Annotated in this window: 16 protein-coding genes; 7 read left to right on the top strand and 9 right to left on the bottom strand. The window is 69.6% G+C overall.

Going from position 1 to position 16,134, the window contains the following annotated elements:
* Positions 1-72: 72 nt before the first annotated feature.
* On the bottom strand, positions 73-657 hold the full coding sequence (locus ACVCAG_RS22070; protein WP_440085349.1) for a hypothetical protein: 585 nt from the start codon (positions 655-657) through the stop codon (positions 73-75).
* 498 nt (positions 658-1,155) lie between these two features.
* Here ACVCAG_RS22070 and ACVCAG_RS22065 point away from each other — a divergent pair, with 498 nt between their 5' ends.
* Positions 1,156-1,401, top strand: coding sequence for a hypothetical protein (locus ACVCAG_RS22065; RefSeq protein ID WP_440085348.1), 246 nt, complete (start codon positions 1,156-1,158; stop codon positions 1,399-1,401).
* A gap of 174 nt (positions 1,402-1,575) precedes the next feature.
* Here the strand turns inward: ACVCAG_RS22065 and ACVCAG_RS22060 are convergent, their stop codons facing one another.
* From ACVCAG_RS22060 to ACVCAG_RS22045, 4 genes are all read right to left on the bottom strand, one after another.
* Positions 1,576-2,937, bottom strand: coding sequence for a GH1 family beta-glucosidase (locus ACVCAG_RS22060; protein ID WP_440085347.1), 1,362 nt, complete (start codon positions 2,935-2,937; stop codon positions 1,576-1,578).
* On the bottom strand, positions 2,934-3,812 hold the full coding sequence (locus tag ACVCAG_RS22055) for a carbohydrate ABC transporter permease (protein ID WP_350968579.1): 879 nt from the start codon (positions 3,810-3,812) through the stop codon (positions 2,934-2,936). Before ACVCAG_RS22055 ends, ACVCAG_RS22060 begins: the two co-directional genes overlap by 4 nt.
* A 1-nt stretch (position 3,813) precedes the next feature.
* Positions 3,814-4,740 (bottom strand): carbohydrate ABC transporter permease, encoded by a 927-nt coding sequence (locus ACVCAG_RS22050; protein WP_344744927.1) that lies wholly within the window; start codon positions 4,738-4,740, stop codon positions 3,814-3,816.
* Positions 4,741-4,880: 140 nt separating this feature from the next.
* Positions 4,881-6,164, bottom strand: a complete 1,284-nt coding sequence (locus tag ACVCAG_RS22045) for an extracellular solute-binding protein (RefSeq protein ID WP_440085346.1) — start codon at positions 6,162-6,164, stop codon at positions 4,881-4,883.
* Between the two features lie 250 nt (positions 6,165-6,414).
* On the opposite strand from ACVCAG_RS22045, the gene ACVCAG_RS22040 reads away from it, so the two are divergent.
* The 3 genes from ACVCAG_RS22040 to ACVCAG_RS22030 all read left to right on the top strand — a co-directional run bounded on the left by ACVCAG_RS22040 (position 6,415) and on the right by ACVCAG_RS22030 (position 9,125).
* Positions 6,415-7,419: a substrate-binding domain-containing protein gene (locus ACVCAG_RS22040; RefSeq protein WP_440085345.1), complete on the top strand. Its 1,005-nt coding sequence runs from the start codon at positions 6,415-6,417 to the stop codon at positions 7,417-7,419.
* 103 nt (positions 7,420-7,522) lie between these two features.
* Complete coding sequence (locus ACVCAG_RS22035) at positions 7,523-8,491, top strand: GlxA family transcriptional regulator (protein ID WP_447190215.1); 969 nt, start codon at positions 7,523-7,525, stop codon at positions 8,489-8,491.
* 1 nt (position 8,492) lies between these two features.
* Positions 8,493-9,125 carry a DJ-1/PfpI family protein gene (locus ACVCAG_RS22030; RefSeq protein WP_447190214.1) on the top strand — a complete coding sequence of 211 codons (633 nt, stop codon included), beginning with the start codon at positions 8,493-8,495 and terminating at the stop codon, positions 9,123-9,125.
* A gap of 167 nt (positions 9,126-9,292) precedes the next feature.
* Here ACVCAG_RS22030 and ACVCAG_RS22025 read toward each other — a convergent pair whose 3' ends face one another.
* Complete coding sequence (locus ACVCAG_RS22025; protein WP_440085342.1) at positions 9,293-9,505, bottom strand: hypothetical protein; 213 nt, start codon at positions 9,503-9,505, stop codon at positions 9,293-9,295.
* 195 nt (positions 9,506-9,700) lie between these two features.
* Positions 9,701-10,105, bottom strand: coding sequence for a VOC family protein (locus ACVCAG_RS22020; RefSeq protein ID WP_447190213.1), 405 nt, complete (start codon positions 10,103-10,105; stop codon positions 9,701-9,703).
* 478 nt (positions 10,106-10,583) lie between these two features.
* Here ACVCAG_RS22020 and ACVCAG_RS22015 point away from each other — a divergent pair, with 478 nt between their 5' ends.
* Positions 10,584-11,831 (top strand): MFS transporter, encoded by a 1,248-nt coding sequence (locus ACVCAG_RS22015; protein ID WP_440085340.1) that lies wholly within the window; start codon positions 10,584-10,586, stop codon positions 11,829-11,831.
* 128 nt (positions 11,832-11,959) lie between these two features.
* Here the strand turns inward: ACVCAG_RS22015 and ACVCAG_RS22010 are convergent, their stop codons facing one another.
* Positions 11,960-13,537: a hypothetical protein gene (locus tag ACVCAG_RS22010; RefSeq protein WP_447190212.1), complete on the bottom strand. Its 1,578-nt coding sequence runs from the start codon at positions 13,535-13,537 to the stop codon at positions 11,960-11,962.
* Between the two features lie 110 nt (positions 13,538-13,647).
* On the opposite strand from ACVCAG_RS22010, the gene ACVCAG_RS22005 reads away from it, so the two are divergent.
* Both ACVCAG_RS22005 and ACVCAG_RS22000 read left to right on the top strand, forming a co-directional pair.
* Entirely contained in the window at positions 13,648-14,835 is a 1,188-nt protein-coding gene (locus tag ACVCAG_RS22005) for a sensor histidine kinase (RefSeq protein ID WP_447190211.1), read from the top strand.
* Entirely contained in the window at positions 14,832-15,506 is a 675-nt protein-coding gene (locus ACVCAG_RS22000) for a response regulator (protein WP_440085337.1), read from the top strand. The genes ACVCAG_RS22005 and ACVCAG_RS22000 overlap by 4 nt, the downstream gene beginning before the upstream one ends.
* Here ACVCAG_RS22000 and ACVCAG_RS21995 read toward each other — a convergent pair.
* On the bottom strand, positions 15,451-15,825 hold the full coding sequence (locus ACVCAG_RS21995) for a DUF1203 domain-containing protein (RefSeq protein ID WP_447190210.1): 375 nt from the start codon (positions 15,823-15,825) through the stop codon (positions 15,451-15,453). The genes ACVCAG_RS22000 and ACVCAG_RS21995 overlap by 56 nt on opposite strands.
* Positions 15,826-16,134: the final 309 nt, after the last annotated feature.

Here is a 16,134-nt window from a genome sequence, read left to right as displayed (position 1 = left end):
TCCGGCCGTCCGGCACGGCGAACACGGGGAACGCGAAACGACGGACCGGATGGCCCGCCGGTTGGCGTCCTGTCACGCGACGGCGGGGACGGGCTTGGCGGTACGGGAGACCTGACCGGCGAGAGGGGCGAAGGAGACGAGCAGAAGGACGGCCCCGAGCGGGATGAGGTCCTTGTCGACGAACGGGAGGAGGAGGTCGAGCAGGACCAGGAAGGGCGTCCAGACCTTGACGCGGCGGGTGACGGCGAGCTGGACGACGAGCGCGAGCTGGCCGATGTAGAAGAGGAACGGACCGCCGTCGTAGACGGCGATGGAGACACCGGGGGCGGCCTGGATCCGGTCGAAGAGGACGCCCATGCCGGCGCGGTCGGCGGACAGGAGGCCGACCACTATGTCGATGACGAACTGCGCGGAAAGCGCCAGGGTGCCGACGATTCCGATCGTGGCGCTCACATTGGAGAGGGTGTTTCGCCCCGCCATCCGGCGCATCTGCAGGAAGGTGGGGACGAACATGGCCAGGGCCGCGAGGAAGGCGAGGTGGCCGGTGGTCCAGGCGAGGCCGGGACCTCGGCTGCCGTCGAGTCCGTCGAGGATCCGGATCACTCCATAGGCCATGACGAGCAGGGGGGCTGCGACGAATGCGATGCGGGGGTTCATCCGGGAGACTCCTCAGTGGTTTGCTTACGCCTCGATCCTGGATTTCTCCGGCCTGAAAGTAATCGCCGAGGAGAGCGATCCCAGCGCTCCCTCTCACGAGGGAGTCGTCTCCCCCGTGTCGGCGACATCCCGGCCACCGGAGGCAGGTCTCGGGCGCCGTCCGGGGGCGCTCGCCACTGAACACCCAGGTGGAGGCGGAGCCCTGTGCGGCGGCGAGGTACAGCGACAGCGCCGCACAGCACCGCGCGCCGGCGTCCGCCATCACACGCCTGAGCAGGGCGGGGAGCCTCCCAGGTGGTGACCGGCTCCCGTTCGCAAGCGGGACGTCAAAAGTTCGAAATCGCATTGATTTCGAAATACTCGAAAGCGTCGGACGAATTTGTTAATCTCTTCAAATGGTACGTTCCATTACCGGATCGGCCTTGCGTGCCGGTAATCGCCGGTTGAGAATAAACGGGCAGCGGAAGGTTCTCGCGGATCCACGGAAAGGGTCACACCATGGGAGTTATGAAAAGGGCGATCGTCGGTATCGCCATCGCCGGAGCGGCTTTCTCCCTGACGGGTACCGCCCATGCCGGCACGGCGTCGACCTCGACCGTCGCGCTGGGAAGCAAGTTCTACGGCGGCTACCCCGACTCAGGTAACTGCAATTACTGGAGGTCCGCGGTCAAGGCGACAGGGGTCAACGTGTCATCCTGCACGTATTCGACGGCCAACAAGTGGCACTTCACGGCGTGGTGGTAACAGCCGCGACGGACCCGGCGTAATCGCCGAGCCCCAGGTGCGACGGTGGGCCCGGCCCTTGATGGGTCGGGCCAGAAAGAGCGTTTTCGCATAACGCGGGTGATTCCCCGATCGATTCGACTTCAGCCCGTGCTCAGGCCGGTGCGTGGCCGCCCGAGGCGAGTGCCGGGATCTTCACCCCTGTATCCCGATGAACTCGCGCAGCCAGTGGAAGCTCGCCTTCTCGGTGCGGACCTGCGTCTCGTAGTCGACGTGGACGAGCCCGAACCGGGCCGCGTACCCGCGGGCCCACTCGAAGTTGTCCAGCAGCGACCAGCAGAAGTAGCCGCGCACGTCCACACCGTCGGTCATCGCGGTGCGGATGGCGGCCAGGTGGTCGCGCAGGAAGTCGACGCGACCGGTGTCGTCGAGAGTCCCGTCGTCGCCGTAGCCGTTCTCGGTGATGAAGATCGGCGGCAGCGCGGGGTAGCGCCGGGTCAGGCCGAGGAGAGTCTGGTGGAGCCCCTGCGGCTCCATCGGCCAGCCCAGCCCGCTGGTCGCCGCGCCGTCCGGGGTGACGCTGCGCACCCCGAGGTCGAAGGCGGAGCGCAGCGCGGGGTCCGCCTGCTCGTACGGCGCCGCGGCGGCGTGGATGCGGTAGTAGTAGTTGACGCCCAGGAAGTCCAGCGGGGCGCCGATGACCTCCAGGTCGCCCTCGCGGCGGAAGGAGAAGTCGCTGATGGCGCCGAAGGTCTCCGCCATGTCGGACGCGTAGGCGCCGAGCAGCAGCGGGTCGGTGAACTGCCGGTTGACCAGCAGGTCCATCTTGCGTGCCGCGTCGGCGTCGGCCGCCGAACCGGTCGCGGGCACCGTGGGCGACATGTTGAGCGTGATGCCGACCTGTTGCCCCGCCTGAGCCCGCGCCCGCAGCCTGGCCACCGAGAGGCCGTGGCCCAGCAGCAGGTGGTGGGCGGCGGCGAGCGCGCCGTGACCCTCGCGCGCGCCGGGTGCGTGGCGGCCTTCCGCGTAGCCGACGATGGACGAGCAGTACGGCTCGTTCAGCGTGATCCAGTGTGACACCGTGTCGCCCAGCGCCTCGTGCGCGATCTCGGCGTAGTCGGCGAAGCGCTCGGCGGTGTCGCGGTCGCGCCAGCCGCCGCGGTCCTCCAGCGCCTGGGGCAGGTCCCAGTGGTAGAGGGTGACGTACGGTTCGATGCCGCGCTCGCACAGGGTGTCGGCGAGCCGCCGGTAGAAGTCGAGGCCGCGCTGGTTCACCCGGCCGTCGCCGTCGGGCACGATCCTGGGCCAGGCCAGCGAGAAACGGTAGGCGCCGGTGCCGAGCTTGTCCATCAGTTCCACGTCCTCCCGCCAGCGGTGGTAATGGTCGCAGGCGTGCTCGCCGCTCTCGCCCCTGGCCACCGCGCCGGGGACGCGGCAGAACGTGTCCCAGATCGAGGGCCCACGCCCGTCGGCGTCCACGGCGCCCTCGATCTGGTAGGCGGCGGTGGCCGTCCCCCACACGAAGCCGGCGGGAAAGGCGGTACGTTCCTGGGTCATCCCTTGATCGCTCCTGACATGATTCCCCCAATGATCTGACGGCCCAGCGCGGCGAAGACCGCCACGATCGGCACGATCGCGAGCACGGTGCCGGTGAGCACGAGTGCGTAGTCGGTGGTGTAGCCGCTGGCCAGGCTGGAGAGCGCGACCTGGACGGTCGGGTTCTCCGGCGTGAGGACGACCAGCGGCCAGAAGAAGTCGTTCCAGGCCTGCATGAAGGTGAACAGGCCGAGCACGGCGGCGGCCGGCCGGGCGGCGGGCAGCACGACGTGCCAGAACAGCCGCAGCGTGCTGCACCCGTCGATGCGACCGGCCTCCAGCAGTTCGTCGGGGATGGCACTGGAGAGGTACTGGGTCATCAGGAACACGCCGAACGCGGTGACCAGGCCGGGCACGATCACCGCCTCGAGCCTGCCGGTCCAGCCGAGCTCCGCCATGAGGATGTACAGCGGGATGATGCCGAGCTGCTGCGGCACGGTGGTGGTGGCGATGGCCATGACGAGCAGCACGTTGCGCCCGCGGAAGCGCAGCTTGGCGAAGGCGAAGCCGGCCAGCGTGGAGAACAGCACGACCGAGACGGTGACCGAGCCGGACACGAGGAAGGAGTTGAGCATCGCCTGGCCGAACGCGGTGGTGTCGAAGACCCGGGCGATGTTCTCGAACAGGTGACCGCCGGGGGTGAGGACCGGAGGGACGCTGGCGATGGCGTCGTTGTCGTGGGAGGCCACGATCAGCGACCAGTAGATGGGGAACAGCGAGCCGAGCAGCACGGCGACGAGCGCGGCGTAGGTCCAGAACCCCGCCCCCAGGGGATTGAGGCCACGGCGGACGGCCCGGGGGTTCAGGCCGCGCCGGACGGCGGTGAGGGTTGCCATGTCAGCTGCTCCTGATCCTGCGCGTGATGGCGAAGTTGACGAGCGCCATGACCACGATGATCATGCAGAGCGTCCAGGCGATCGCCGAGGCGTAGCCGAACTCGTACATGCTGAAGCCCTGCTCGTAGAGGTAGAGGCCGACGGTCTGGAACTGGCGGTCCGAGCCGCCGGTCGGGTTGCCGGTGCCGGCCTGGAACAGCAGCGGCTCGGCGATGATCTGGAAGCCGCCGATGGTCGACACGACGGCGGTGAAGATGATCGTGGGGCGGAGCATCGGCACGGTGATCTTCCGGAACTGGGTGAACTGGCTCGCGCCGTCCAGCCGGGCCGCCTCGTACAGGTCCTCGGGGATGGTCTGCATGGCGGCCAGGTAGATGAGGGCGTTGTAGCCGGTCCATCGCCAGATGACGATCATCGAGATCGCGACGTGCGAGGAGAGCGTGCCGGCCTGCCAGTCGATCGGATCCAGGCCCACCAGGCCGAGGGCCCAGTTGACCATGCCGAAGTCGCGGCCGAAGAGCTGGGCGAAGATGATCGTGACCGCGACGATCGAGGTCACGTTGGGCAGCAGCACGCCCATCCGGAACAGCGTGCGGGCACGCAGCCTGCGGTTGAGCATGTGCGCGATGAACAGCGCGGCCAGCAACTGCGGCACGGTGGACAACAGCCAGATGCTGACGGTGTTGAACAGCGCGTTCCAGAAGTAGTCGTCGGCCAGCAACTCGGCGTAGTTGGCCAGCCCCACCCACTCGCGGGCCGGATCCAGCAGGTTCCAGTCGGTGAGGGAGACGTAGGCGGTGTACAGCAGCGGGAACATGCCCACCACGCCGAACAGCAGGAAGAACGGGGCGATGTAGAGGTACGGCGAGCCCTTGACGTCGAGCTGGTAGGCCCAGCGGCGCCGGGGCCCTGATCTGACGGAGGTCACGGTCGGGGCTCCTCGGGGGATCCGCAGGTCACGGTCGGCTCCTCGGGGAAGGCGGAGGTCACGGTCGGCTCCTCGGGGGAAGGAAGACGACGGCGGGCCCTGACCGCCCGCCGTCGCCGGCTCTCACGGATCGACGCGCGTCACTTGCTGATGCGCTCGACGTCCTCGAGCATCTGCGTCCACGCCTCGGCGCCGTCCTGCTTGCCCTCCTCCACGCGGTTGATCGAGTCGCGGATGGCGGTCTGGATGTCGCCGGCCCTCGGGCCCTGGTACTGCGGCTTGAGGTTGCGGGCGGCGGTGGTGAAGATCTGCCCGATCGGCGCGTCGTTGAAGAACTCGTGCTTGAGCCCGGTCACCTCGGGCTTGTCGTAGGTGGCGACGGTGGAGGGCAGGATGCCGTGCTTGGTGAACACCTCGATCTGCTGTTCGGGCGCCGTCAGCCAGGTGATCAGCTCCACGGCCTCCTTCAGGTGCTTGCTCTGCGCGGGGACGGTCAGGTAGGAGCCGCCCCAGTTGCCGCCGCCGCCGGGGATGGCGGTCACGTCCCACTGCCCGGCGAAGGCCTTGCCCTGGTCCTGGATCTTGGCGAGCATCCAGGCGGGGCAGGCGATGGTGGCGAACTGGCTCTTGGCGAAGCCGGTGTTCCAGGCGGGCGAGCTGCCGACGAGCTTGGCCGACTGGCCGTCGGCCACGGCCTTGAGCACCTCGTCGTAGGCGGAGCGGACGGCCGGGTTGGTGGCGACCACGACGTTGTCCTGGGTGTCGTAGTAGCCGGTCTCGGCCTGGCCGATCATCGCGTTGAACACCTGGGGGCCGCCGTCGAAGAACGCGGCGCCCTCGGGCTTCTTGGCGGTGTAGCGCTTGCCGGTCTCGAAGTAGGACGTCCAGTCGGGCCAGAGCTTGGCGACCTCGTCACGGTCGGTGGGCAGCCCGGCCTTCTTGAACAGGTCGCGGCGGTAGCACATGGCCAGGCCGCCGACGTCGGTGCCGTAGCCGATCTGGGCCCCCGACTTGGCCAGCGAGGCCTCCCACTTCCACGGCAGCCAGCGGTCCTTGAGCTGGTCGGCGCCGTGCTGGCGCAGGTCGGCGAAGTGCTGGGGCTGGTTCCTGAACTGGGCGACGAAGCCGGTGTCGATCGCCTCGATGTCGGCGGTACCGCTGCGGGTGGCCAGGTGCGCCGCGAGGTTGCGGTGGTGGTCGTTGTACGCCGACGTCCTCTCGACGATCTTGATGTTGGGGTGAGCCGCCTCGTACTTGGCGTAGAGCTCCTTGAAGCCCATGTTCCCGAACAGGTTGAGGGTCAGGGTGATCTTTCCGTCGGCCGGCGTGGAGCCCGCGGAGGGGGAGGGGGAGCCGCCGCAACCGGCGGCGAGCATGCCGGCGGCCAGCACTCCGGCGGCGAGACGGATTCGTCCAGCAGACACCTGGGACTCCTTCGAAGGGAGAGGAATGGTGACTGCGAGATGCGATGAGAAGGCCGAGCCCCGCGGCAACGGTGCGGCATCGGCCTGTTAGTGGGACATTTCACAGATCGCCGGCACCCTCTGTCAAGTCACAGAAAAGTCACGCGGCGGAAATCCACGGGGGTGGGTTGACATGGTTCGGGCTCTCACATAACTTCCATGCAACCGGTTACATGAAACCGGTTTCAGCGAGATGCGATAACGTACGCCCGTGGCAACGATTCGAGAGCTGGCGCGCCTTTGCGGGGTGTCGTCGGCGACTGTCTCCCGCGTGTTCAACAACCCCGAGGTGGTGAACGCCCAGACCCGCGAACTCATCCTCAGCACCGCGGCACGCATCGGATACCTGCCCAACGAGTCGGCCCGCACCCTGGCCACCAAGAGGTCCCGCACGGTCGGCCTGATCTGGGACACCGACCACCGCCGCCCCGGCTGGCGACACCCGTTCTTCCAGGAAATCCTCATCGGGCTGAAGACCGCGCTGAGCGAGCGCGGCTACCACCTGCTCATGCTCGCCACCAGCGAGGACGGCACGCCCGACAGCTTTCTCCGCGCCGTGCGCAGGCACAACCTCGACGGCGTGGTCTTCATAGACAACGGCAGGGCCGACCCCTCGCTCCAGCCGCTGGCGGCGTCGGAGGTGCCCTGCGTCTCCCTCGACCGGCCCGTCCAGGGGCCGCGGACCACCTACGTGACCTCCGACAACGTGGGCGGGGCGCGCGAGGCGGTCCGTCACCTGCACGCGACCGGACGCCGGGTCATCGCCACCATCACCGGCCCGGCCCGCACCAGACCGGGCGCGGAGCGGTTGCGCGGCTACCTGGAGGAGCTGGCCGCGCTCGGACTGGCGCACCGGCCGGAGCTGGTCGTCGAGGGCGACTTCTACCTGTCGAGTGGTCAGGCCGCGATGCGCGCCCTGCTGGAGCTGGAGGAGCCGCCCGACGCGGTGTTCGCCGCGGGCGACGAGATGGCGATCGGCGCGCTGCGGGCCGTGACCGAGGCGGGGCTGAAGGTGCCCGAGGACATCGCGCTGGTCGGGTTCGACGACATCGAGCTGGCCGCGCTGGTGCCGCCGGGGCTGACGACCCTGGCCCAGGACAAGGCGGGCTTCGGTACGGCGGCGGCCGCGGCGGTCATCACGATGATCAACGAAGGCGTCACCCCTCTCCCGCGGGTCCTGCCCACCCGGCTGGTCGTCCGCGGCTCCACCGGGTAGACCTGGCCCGCGTGCCCTGTGAGGTCCGCGGCTCCTCACCATGGCCGAATCTGCAAGACATGTGTCCTTGCGGCCATGACCGCGCAGGGCCAAGTATGACGACATGTCGCACCGCGTCGTCATCATGCTTTTCGACGGCTTCCAGTTGCTCGATCTCGCCGGCCCGGCCGATGTCTTCTCCGCGGCCGGACTGCTGAATCCGAGCGCCGACTACCGGGTGGAGGTCACGGCTGTCGAGGCGGGGGCCGTGCGCTCCCTGTCCGGCGTCACCGTGGTCGTCGAGACGCCGCTGCGAAACGTGGAAGGCCCGATCGACACGCTGCTGGTCGTCGGCGGTCTCCCGGCCCGTACGGTTGTCGCCGACACGGCGGCACTGGTTCCGGAGGTACGCAGGCTCGCCGGGGAGTCAGGCCGGTTCGGATCCATCTGCTCGGGCACGTTGCTGCTGGCCGAGGCCGACCTGCTGGAGGGGCGGCGGGTGACCACTCACTGGGCGGTGGGGGACATGCTCGCCCGCGAGCATCCGAACGTGCGGGTGGACGCCGATCGTATCTACGTGCGCGACGGCAACGTGTGGACTTCGGCGGGGGTCACCTCGGGAATCGACCTCGCTCTCGCCCTCGTCGCTTACGACCACGGGCACGATCTGGCCAGGGAGATCTCTCGCTGGCTGGTCGTGTACCTGCAGCGACCAGGTGGACAGAGCCAGTTCAGCACGCCGCTGAGCGCGCGGACACCAAAGCGTGAGCCTCTGCGCGACCTGCAGGGGTGGATCGAGGAGAGCCTGAACGCCGACCTGTCGGTGGAGGTCCTCGCGGGACGCGTGAACATGAGTGTCCGCCACTTCTCACGTGTGTTCAGGACCGAGGTCGGCATGCCACCCGCGCGGTATGTCGAGCACGCGCGGGCGGCGGCGGCCAGGCGGCTGCTGGAAGGCACCGATGAGCCGCTCGACCGGATCGCCGCCCGGGTCGGACTCGGGACGCCCGAGACCCTCCATCGCGTCTTCCGCCGCCATCTCAAGATCTCACCGGGAGAGTACCGGCGCAGATTCCATGACAAGGAGAGCTGACATGCACATCGCGATCCCCCTGTACGCGGGTTACGACGCCATGGACGCCTTGGGGCCGTACTTCGTGCTCCGGAACGTTCCCGGTGCGACGGTCACCTTCGTGGCAGAGCGGCCGGGCGTCGTCGCCGACGAGGGGGTCACGCTGACCGCCACCGCTTCCTTCACCGACCTGCCCAGACCCGATGTCCTGGTGGTGCCGGGTACCAAGGACGTGAAGCGGAGCACGGCGGATCAGGAGTTGATCCGCTACGTGAAGGCGGCGCACCCGACCACCACGTGGACCACCTCGGTGTGCGTGGGCTCGCTCACGCTCGGCGCGGCAGGCCTGCTGGAGGGAGTCAGGGCGACCACTCACTGGGTGGCCCACGACCTGCTCGCGCGGTTCGGGGCGCAGCCGGTCGACGAGCGCTTCGTCAGGGACGGCAGGATCATAACTTCGGGCGGCGTGCTGGCCGGCATCGACATGGCGCTCCACCTCGCGTCCTTGCTGGCGGGCGAGGACGGCGAGGACATTGCCATGGCGATCCAGCTCGGGTTGGAGTACGCACCGGAGCCACCGTTCGACGCCGGGACGCCGAAGACCGCTCCCGCAGAGATCACTGAGCTGGTGCGTTCCTTCCTGAGGGATGTTTGATCTCGTAGGGGTGGTGGTCCATCGCGTGCAGGGGGCGAGGAAAGAGCGTCGTTCCCACGCGGTGATCTGTCGAACGGAGGCAGGGCCACGGTCCGCCGCACCGGGGAAAGCGCTGTGTGGGGAACCCGGGGCCGTTCTCGCGCGTGACCGGCGAGTCCGAGCCGACACTATGGTTCGTCGCGCTCCGCATGCCGCCTCCGAGCCTCGCGTTTCGCCCATTCCAGCCGTTGAGCCGCGCGCTCGGCCGTCACACGCTCATGTAACGTCGGCACTCTTCGACGCTCATGCCGGATCGCCAACCGCACCACCCAGTAAACGATGAAGAAAAACACGGCAGCGGAAATCGCCCAGCCTACGAGCACGACGAGAACTTCCGCCATCCCAGACTCCCCATCCGCTCTGCGAACCAGGAGGGTAAGCATTCCCGATCAGCCATTCAGCGTCCATGCTTCTCGCGCCGTATGCTGCGTCGCAGTACTCACCGAAATGCTCGGAGCGCGCCTCTTACGGGGGCCGTGGTCGTCGACCGCGAGTGGTTCTCCGCACGTCTGAAACGCGTGAGGAAACCGGTGCGCTCAGACCGGGCCGGGATCGTCCAGATAGTCGGCGCGCCCTTCGTCATCAAGCTCGAACGGGCCCTCGGGGATGATGCAGAACTCGTTTCCCTCGGGGTCGGCCATGACGAGGAAACCTCCCTCCTCGTATCCCTCCAGCCGCCGTCCGCCCAACGACTCGACTCGCCGCTGCTCCGCCGGCGGGTCCGCCGCCGCGAGGTCGAAGTGAACCCGGTTCTTGCCGACCTTCGGCTCGCCGGACTTCTGGAAACCCACTCCCAGGCCGTTCTCACGTTCGAGCCAGACATACGGGCCCATGCGCCCCGCGATCGGTCTTCCAAGGAGCACTCCCCAGAACGTGGCCAGGCGTTCGGGGTCGGCACAGTCGATGATGATGTCTTTGATGTGCATGTGCGGGTCCGCCATCTCGCAATGCTCCCAGATCCGCCCTTCGACACCGCAACAGGAGAGGGATCTACGGAGCGGACCACCAAGCCCTCGGTTCACCCTGGCCGGGTCCCTCAGCGAGCTCACGCCCCTCGACGTGGTCGAGGCCATCGAGGACGATGTGCCCGCGCGCCGGATCGGTTGATCTTGATCCTGGCTTAGATGTACCACTCGGCAAGATAGGAAATGTTGTGACAATGCCACTCGGTCGAATGCCGGCGGTGATGACAGCGGTGGTGTTCGTGCCAGACCTCGGCTCGTGATCCGGTCTGATCTCATGCCGGATTTCAAGGTGGTGGAGACGGTGCTCTTCGGCATTTTTCGGCGTTTTTTAGGATCTGGCCTGCGGGGCGGTCCCGGGTTACCATGATCGAGTTGTGCTCCGGGCTTCAACGCGAGCGGCCGTCACCGGACGGTTCCGAAGCCATCCGCATCGAATGACCGCGCTGGAGAGCATGTGCCCGTCCTTGACAGCCCGCGGCGGGCACCGGTCGTCCTGGCGTACGCGACCTTCGTACTGGCCGGGTTGAACGCCGGTGTGGGCGGAGTGCTGCTGCCCGCGCTGATCGGCGACTACGGCGTCGACATGGCGACGATCGGTATCACCTTCTTCGCCTCCTCCGCCGGGTTCATGCTCGCCGGATCCGCCACGGGTCCGCTGCTCGAGCGCCTCGGTACGCGCCTGGCCCTCGCCGTCGGCGGCGGCCTGTACGTGATGGCCACGCTGTACATGGCCACCCGCCCGCCGTTCGTGGCCTTCGTGGCGGTGCAGCTGCTGGTCGGCTATGGCACCGGCGTGCTGGAGTCGGTGCTCAACGCCTACCTCGCGGAGCTGCCCTCGGCCACGACGCTGCTCAACCGCCTGCACGCGTTCTTCGGGGTCGGCGCGCTGCTCGGCCCGTTGACGGCCGCCTGGATGCTGACCTTCCTGCCGTGGACGGCTGTGTGGCTGGTACTGGCGGTGGCGTGCCTGCCGCTGGTGGCCGGCTTCCTGATGGCCTATCCCCGGCGCTCCCCCGCGGGTGACGGCGCGGCCGAGCCCCCCGTGAGGGCGGGGTCTTCGTATCCTGACGCCCCGGCGCCTCCGACGGTCCCCGAGGACTCCGAACCGGAGCGGGGCGGTCTGCTGACCGCCGTCATGCGCTCGCCCGCGGTGGTGCTGGCCTCGGTGTTCCTCGCCGTGTACGTCGGCCTGGAGATCAGTGTGGGCAACTGGGGGTTCACCTTCCTGGTGGAGGAGCACGCGCAGACCGGCCTGACCGCCGGGTACATCTCCAGCGGTTACTGGCTCGGGCTGACCCTGGGCCGGTTCCTGATCAGTCCGGTCGCCACCCGGATGGGACTGACCGCGGCCGGCATGACCTACGCCTGCCTGGCCGGCGTGACGGCGAGCGCGGTGCTCACCTGGGCGGCGCCGGGAGCGGTCGTGGCCACCGCCGGTTTCTTCCTGCTCGGCTTCTTTCTCGGGCCCATCTTCCCGACGGCCATGGCGGTGGTGCCCGATCTGACCACGACCCGGCTGGTGCCGACGGCCATCGGCATCATGAACGGGGTGTCGGTCATCGGTGGCGCGGCGCTTCCCTGGCTGACCGGCGTCGTCGGACAGAGCGCCGGGATCTGGACCCTGATGCCCTCCACCGTGCTCCTCGCCCTGCTGCAGCTCGCTCTCTGGCGGATGATCGTCGCCCGGATGGCTCCGGCCTGACCCGGTGCCGGACCGGGATCCGCGCGGCCGTCCCCTCCTTGGACCCCGGCCCGCACCCGGAGGCCGGCGCGGCGGTGCCGCCGGCCGGGTTCGTCCGCCGGGTGGGGACGCCCCGCGCCGGCAGGCCGTTACCTCCAGCGTGGTCGCGGTCGTGCTGCCGGAACGCTCCGGTGTAGCCGGAGGCCGGCCAGGGTGAGGACGGCCGTGGTGTAGCCGCAGAGCACGGCGAGCCCGGCCCACCAGGCGAGGGGGTGGTAGCCCGCCGACGGAGCGTAATGGGCGACCACCTGCGGATACTCGTGGATGCTCTGCTGGACGGCGAAACCGGCGGCGGGTGTGAGGCGCAGCAGCCACCTGGCCGTGTCGTCGGGCAGGAGCGGCAGGACCGCCAGGAGGTACGGGAGGACGACCACCGAGATCGCGACGAGGATCGCCGCCCAGGTTCGCCGCAACAGCGCGCCGAGGGCGAGCGCGAGGACGGCGGCGATCGCGAGCAGCGCCGCGACACCGGTGGCGACCCGCAGTCCCGTGAGGACCGACGCCGGAATGACACCGAGGCCGTTGGCCCGCAGGACGGCCGGGCCGGCCGTCACCATGACCGCCGCGGAGACCAGTCCGGCCAGGAAGGTGACCGCGCCGATCACGAGGGCCTTCGCCGCCAGTGTCCGGCCGGTGAGTGGCGCGCCTCCGGTCACGCCCGGCCGGTACTCGACGGTCACGAATCGCACGGCCACCACGAGCACGATGATCAGGCCGATGACGAGGCCGACGAGGCCGCTCTCCACGGGGTGGCCGCCCTGGGGGCCGCTCGGCCCGATGTCGCCGGTTCCGGTGACGGTGAACGCGCCGTTCGACTCGACGAGCCCGGCCGCCCGGTGGTGCTTCTCCCAGTCGGTGTGTCCCATCTCGCCCACGCTGCCGTGGCTCCATTCGCCGCCGGACGCGCCGCCCTCCACGCTGACGTGGTCGAAGGTGGCGGTGGCCTGGGTGAAGCGCGACTCCGGAAGGCTCGCGCCCAGAGCGACCGGTCTGAGCGTCAGGTCACCCGGGGACGTGACGAAGAGCCCGACCCGTACCGTCTCGGGCAGCGCGGCGAGGCGGGCGGTGCCGACCTTCGCCCATCGCGTGCCGTCGGCCGACTCGTGGCCGGTGATGGTGTCGCCGGCGCGGGTCAGGCGCAGCCAGCGCGGTGTCCCCGCCGAGACGCCGCCCGCGCGGCCGGCCGTGTCGTGGACGTAGTCGTGCTGCATCCGCACGCCGTGCGCGCCCGTGAGCATCAGCGCCGCGTAGGGGGAACCCTGTGCGACACCGTCCTTGATGATGACTCCGGCCTTCGCCCAGGGCACGAGGCCGGGGACGATCTCGTCGTGGTCGGGCGGCGGATAGGTGATGATGCCGGTCATGGACGTCACGCGGACGGTGATGCTGCCGTTCTCGCCCAGGGGCCGGTGCACGAAGTAGAACGTGTCGCTCACCGTCCGGCCGTGCGGCCCGACCGGATCGGTGGGACAGGGAACCTCCACCGGGCCCTTGCTGCAGTGGGTGCCGCTGCCCAGGGTGATCGCGTGGAGCAGTCCGAGCAGGATGGTGACGAGGATCGCGGCCACCATGGCGATCACCCGGCCCCGGGTGCGGAACCTCGCCCACTCCTGGCGTACATGTGCGGTCAAGGACGGCTCGGTGGTGTCTTCGTGGTTTTCTCGCATGCGGCCGGTTCTACGGATCCGGCCCTAACATGGCCCGAACCACCCCTGTCACGCCGCTGTTAGGCCGGGCACCCCATCCTGGAGGTCCGCACGCGAACGGGAGAGGCTCGATGAGCAAGCCGCGAGGCTCCGCACCACCGAGACGGACGGTACGGCAGCGTTTCACCATTTTGTACGCTGTCCTGTTCCTCCTCTCCGGCTTGGGGCTGCTGGCCCTCACCAACCTGCTGGTCGGCGCGAGCAGCATGACCCGGCCGGTACCCGGCCAGACCCCTCCCGTTCCGCGGCCCGGCCTCGACCGCGCCCAGGAGCGCGTCCACCAGCTCGAAGCGCAGCTCTCGGACGTCCAGGCGGTTCAGTCGCACCAGCTCCTGGTGGGCTCGGTGATCGCGCTGGTCGTGATGGCGGTGATCTCGTTCCTGCTGGGCAGGGCCGTGGCCGGCCGGGTCCTGCGCCCCCTGCGGACGATCACCGCGGCGACACGGCGGATCTCGGCCGAGAACCTGCACGAGCGGCTGGCCGTGCCGGGCCCCGCCGACGAGGTCAAGGATCTCGCGGACACCATCGACGGGCTGCTGGAACGCCTGGAGGCGTCCTTCGCCGCCCAGCGCCGGTTCGTCGCCAACGCCTCCCACGAACTGCGGACACCGCTGACGACCATGAGGGCGTCACTGGACGTGGCCGTGGCCAAGCCGGTGCCGGTACCGGCGCAGACGCTGGCGCTCGCCGACCGGCTGCGCACCGAACTCGACCGGGTCGACAGCCTTCTGGAGGGCTTTCTCGACCTCGCCCGCGCGCAGCACGGCGAGCTCCACGGCCGCGTCCCGGTCGCGCTCGGCACCCTGGTGTCCGAATCACTGGCCGCCCGCGCGGCGGACATCGCGGAGAGGGATCTGACCGTCGAGGCGCACGTCCAGGACACCGCGTGGACCCGGGGCAGCCCGCCCCTGCTGTCCCGCATGGTGAACAACGTGATCGACAACGCGGTCGTCCACAACCGGCGCGGTGGCTCGATCCGGCTCGCGACCGTGACCGGGGACGACGGGGCGCGGCTGGTCGTGGAGACGGACGGGCCGGTTCTCGACCCGGAGCAGGTCGCCCGGCTCACCGAACCCTTCCGGCGGCTCGCCGCCGACCGGACCGGCTCCGAGACCGGCACCGGCCTCGGCCTGTCGATCGTCGCGGCCGTCGTCGGCGCGCACGACGGTGACCTGGCCCTGCACGCCCGGCCGGAAGGCGGCCTGCGCGTCACCGTATCGCTGCCGCCGGCGCCCGCACCGGAAGGCGTCGCCACGTGAGGATCCTGGTGGTGGAGGACGCGCGCCCGCTCGCCGAGATCCTCGCCGAGGGGCTACGGGATCAGGGCATGGCCGTCGACGTCGCCCACGACGGTCTGGCCGCCGCGGCGAGGCTCGACCTCAACGCCTACGACGTGGTGGTCCTCGACCGCGACGTGCCCGGGATCCACGGCGACGTCCTCTGCCGGATGATCACCGAACGGGACGACCGCGCGATGGTCCTGATGCTGACCGCGGCCGGCTCTCCGGGGGACCGGGTCAGCGGCCTCACCCTGGGAGCCGACGACTACCTCGCCAAGCCCTTCCACTTTCCCGAACTGGTCCTGCGCCTCCACGCCCTGGCCCGGCGCCGGCCGTTCGCCCGCGCGCGGACACTGCGCGCGGCCGGGATCGAGCTCGACCCGGTACGCCGCACGGCCACCCGCGACAACCGGCGGCTCGACCTCTCGGTCAAGGAGTTCGCGCTCCTCGAAGCCCTGCTGCGCGCCGGCCCCGGCTTCCTGAGCACCGAGGACCTCCTGGAGCAGGTCTGGGACGAGAACGCCGACCCGTTCACCAACACCGTCACCGTGACCATCGGGAGGCTGCGCCGCAAACTGGGGAGCCCGTCGATCATCACGACCACACCCGGGGTGGGGTACCGCATCGCCGATCCCGCCGCCGAGGCGTAGCGCGGGAGGGTCGGGCGCGGCGCACCTCGAACAGGAAGCAGCCGAACTCCACCGCCCGAACGTGTACCAGCGCCACGCCGGGGTCCGCGAACCGCTCCGCCAGGACGGTCTCCGCCGCGGTGGCGTCGCGGCTGGCGTACCCGTCCACCAGCCGTCCGCCGAGGATGTCGCCGCCGGCGTCGTAGGCGCGGAAGACCCGCCGCTCACCGCACATGTCGACGGGGAAGCCCGTCCCGCCGGGCCCCTCGCACGGCTCGGCGTGCACGAACACCGGGCCCAGTTCCTCGTACGGGTCGGGGTCGCCCCCGGTCCGCGCCACCCACCGGCGCAGCGGCGCGTACGCGAGCAGGGCGAGTCGCTCTCCCGGGAGGCTACGGCGAGTCTCCCTCGGTGTCGGTGACCGTGCGGGGCGGACGCCCGGCGTCGTCGCGGACGCGTAGCTCGGCGGCGACCTCGGCCTCGATGGCGAATGCGCGGAGAGTGCTCATGGATCCATGTTCGGCCGCGCGTCCCCGGTGCGCTGGCGGAAATCGGCCCTGGTTGTGGGCCTGGGCGGTGCTCTCCCCGGCTTCCTCGGGTGCCGGTCCGCGGCGGCCGGGAGCACTCACGGCGACCACCGTGACCGCGG

This window comes from Streptosporangium sp. G12, from assembly GCF_052983175.1.
Note: the sequence above shows the minus strand (reverse complement) of the source record. Positions and strands in the feature narration are given on the sequence as shown.

What these genes read in the sequence shown, in the direction of transcription:
- ACVCAG_RS22070 (WP_440085349.1), bottom strand. Translation starts at nt 657, where the DNA reads ATGAACCCCCGCATCGCATTCGTCGCAGCCCCCCTGCTCGTCATGGCC.
- ACVCAG_RS22065 (WP_440085348.1), top strand. Translation starts at nt 1,156, where the DNA reads ATGGGAGTTATGAAAAGGGCGATCGTCGGTATCGCCATCGCCGGAGCG.
- ACVCAG_RS22060 (WP_440085347.1), bottom strand. Translation starts at nt 2,937, where the DNA reads ATGACCCAGGAACGTACCGCCTTTCCCGCCGGCTTCGTGTGGGGGACG.
- ACVCAG_RS22055 (WP_350968579.1), bottom strand. Translation starts at nt 3,812, where the DNA reads ATGGCAACCCTCACCGCCGTCCGGCGCGGCCTGAACCCCCGGGCCGTC.
- ACVCAG_RS22035 (WP_447190215.1), top strand. Translation starts at nt 7,523, where the DNA reads ATGTCGCACCGCGTCGTCATCATGCTTTTCGACGGCTTCCAGTTGCTC.
- ACVCAG_RS22030 (WP_447190214.1), top strand. Translation starts at nt 8,493, where the DNA reads ATGCACATCGCGATCCCCCTGTACGCGGGTTACGACGCCATGGACGCC.
- ACVCAG_RS22025 (WP_440085342.1), bottom strand. Translation starts at nt 9,505, where the DNA reads ATGGCGGAAGTTCTCGTCGTGCTCGTAGGCTGGGCGATTTCCGCTGCC.
- ACVCAG_RS22020 (WP_447190213.1), bottom strand. Translation starts at nt 10,105, where the DNA reads ATGGCGGACCCGCACATGCACATCAAAGACATCATCATCGACTGTGCC.
- ACVCAG_RS22010 (WP_447190212.1), bottom strand. Translation starts at nt 13,537, where the DNA reads ATGCGAGAAAACCACGAAGACACCACCGAGCCGTCCTTGACCGCACAT.
- ACVCAG_RS22005 (WP_447190211.1), top strand. Translation starts at nt 13,648, where the DNA reads ATGAGCAAGCCGCGAGGCTCCGCACCACCGAGACGGACGGTACGGCAG.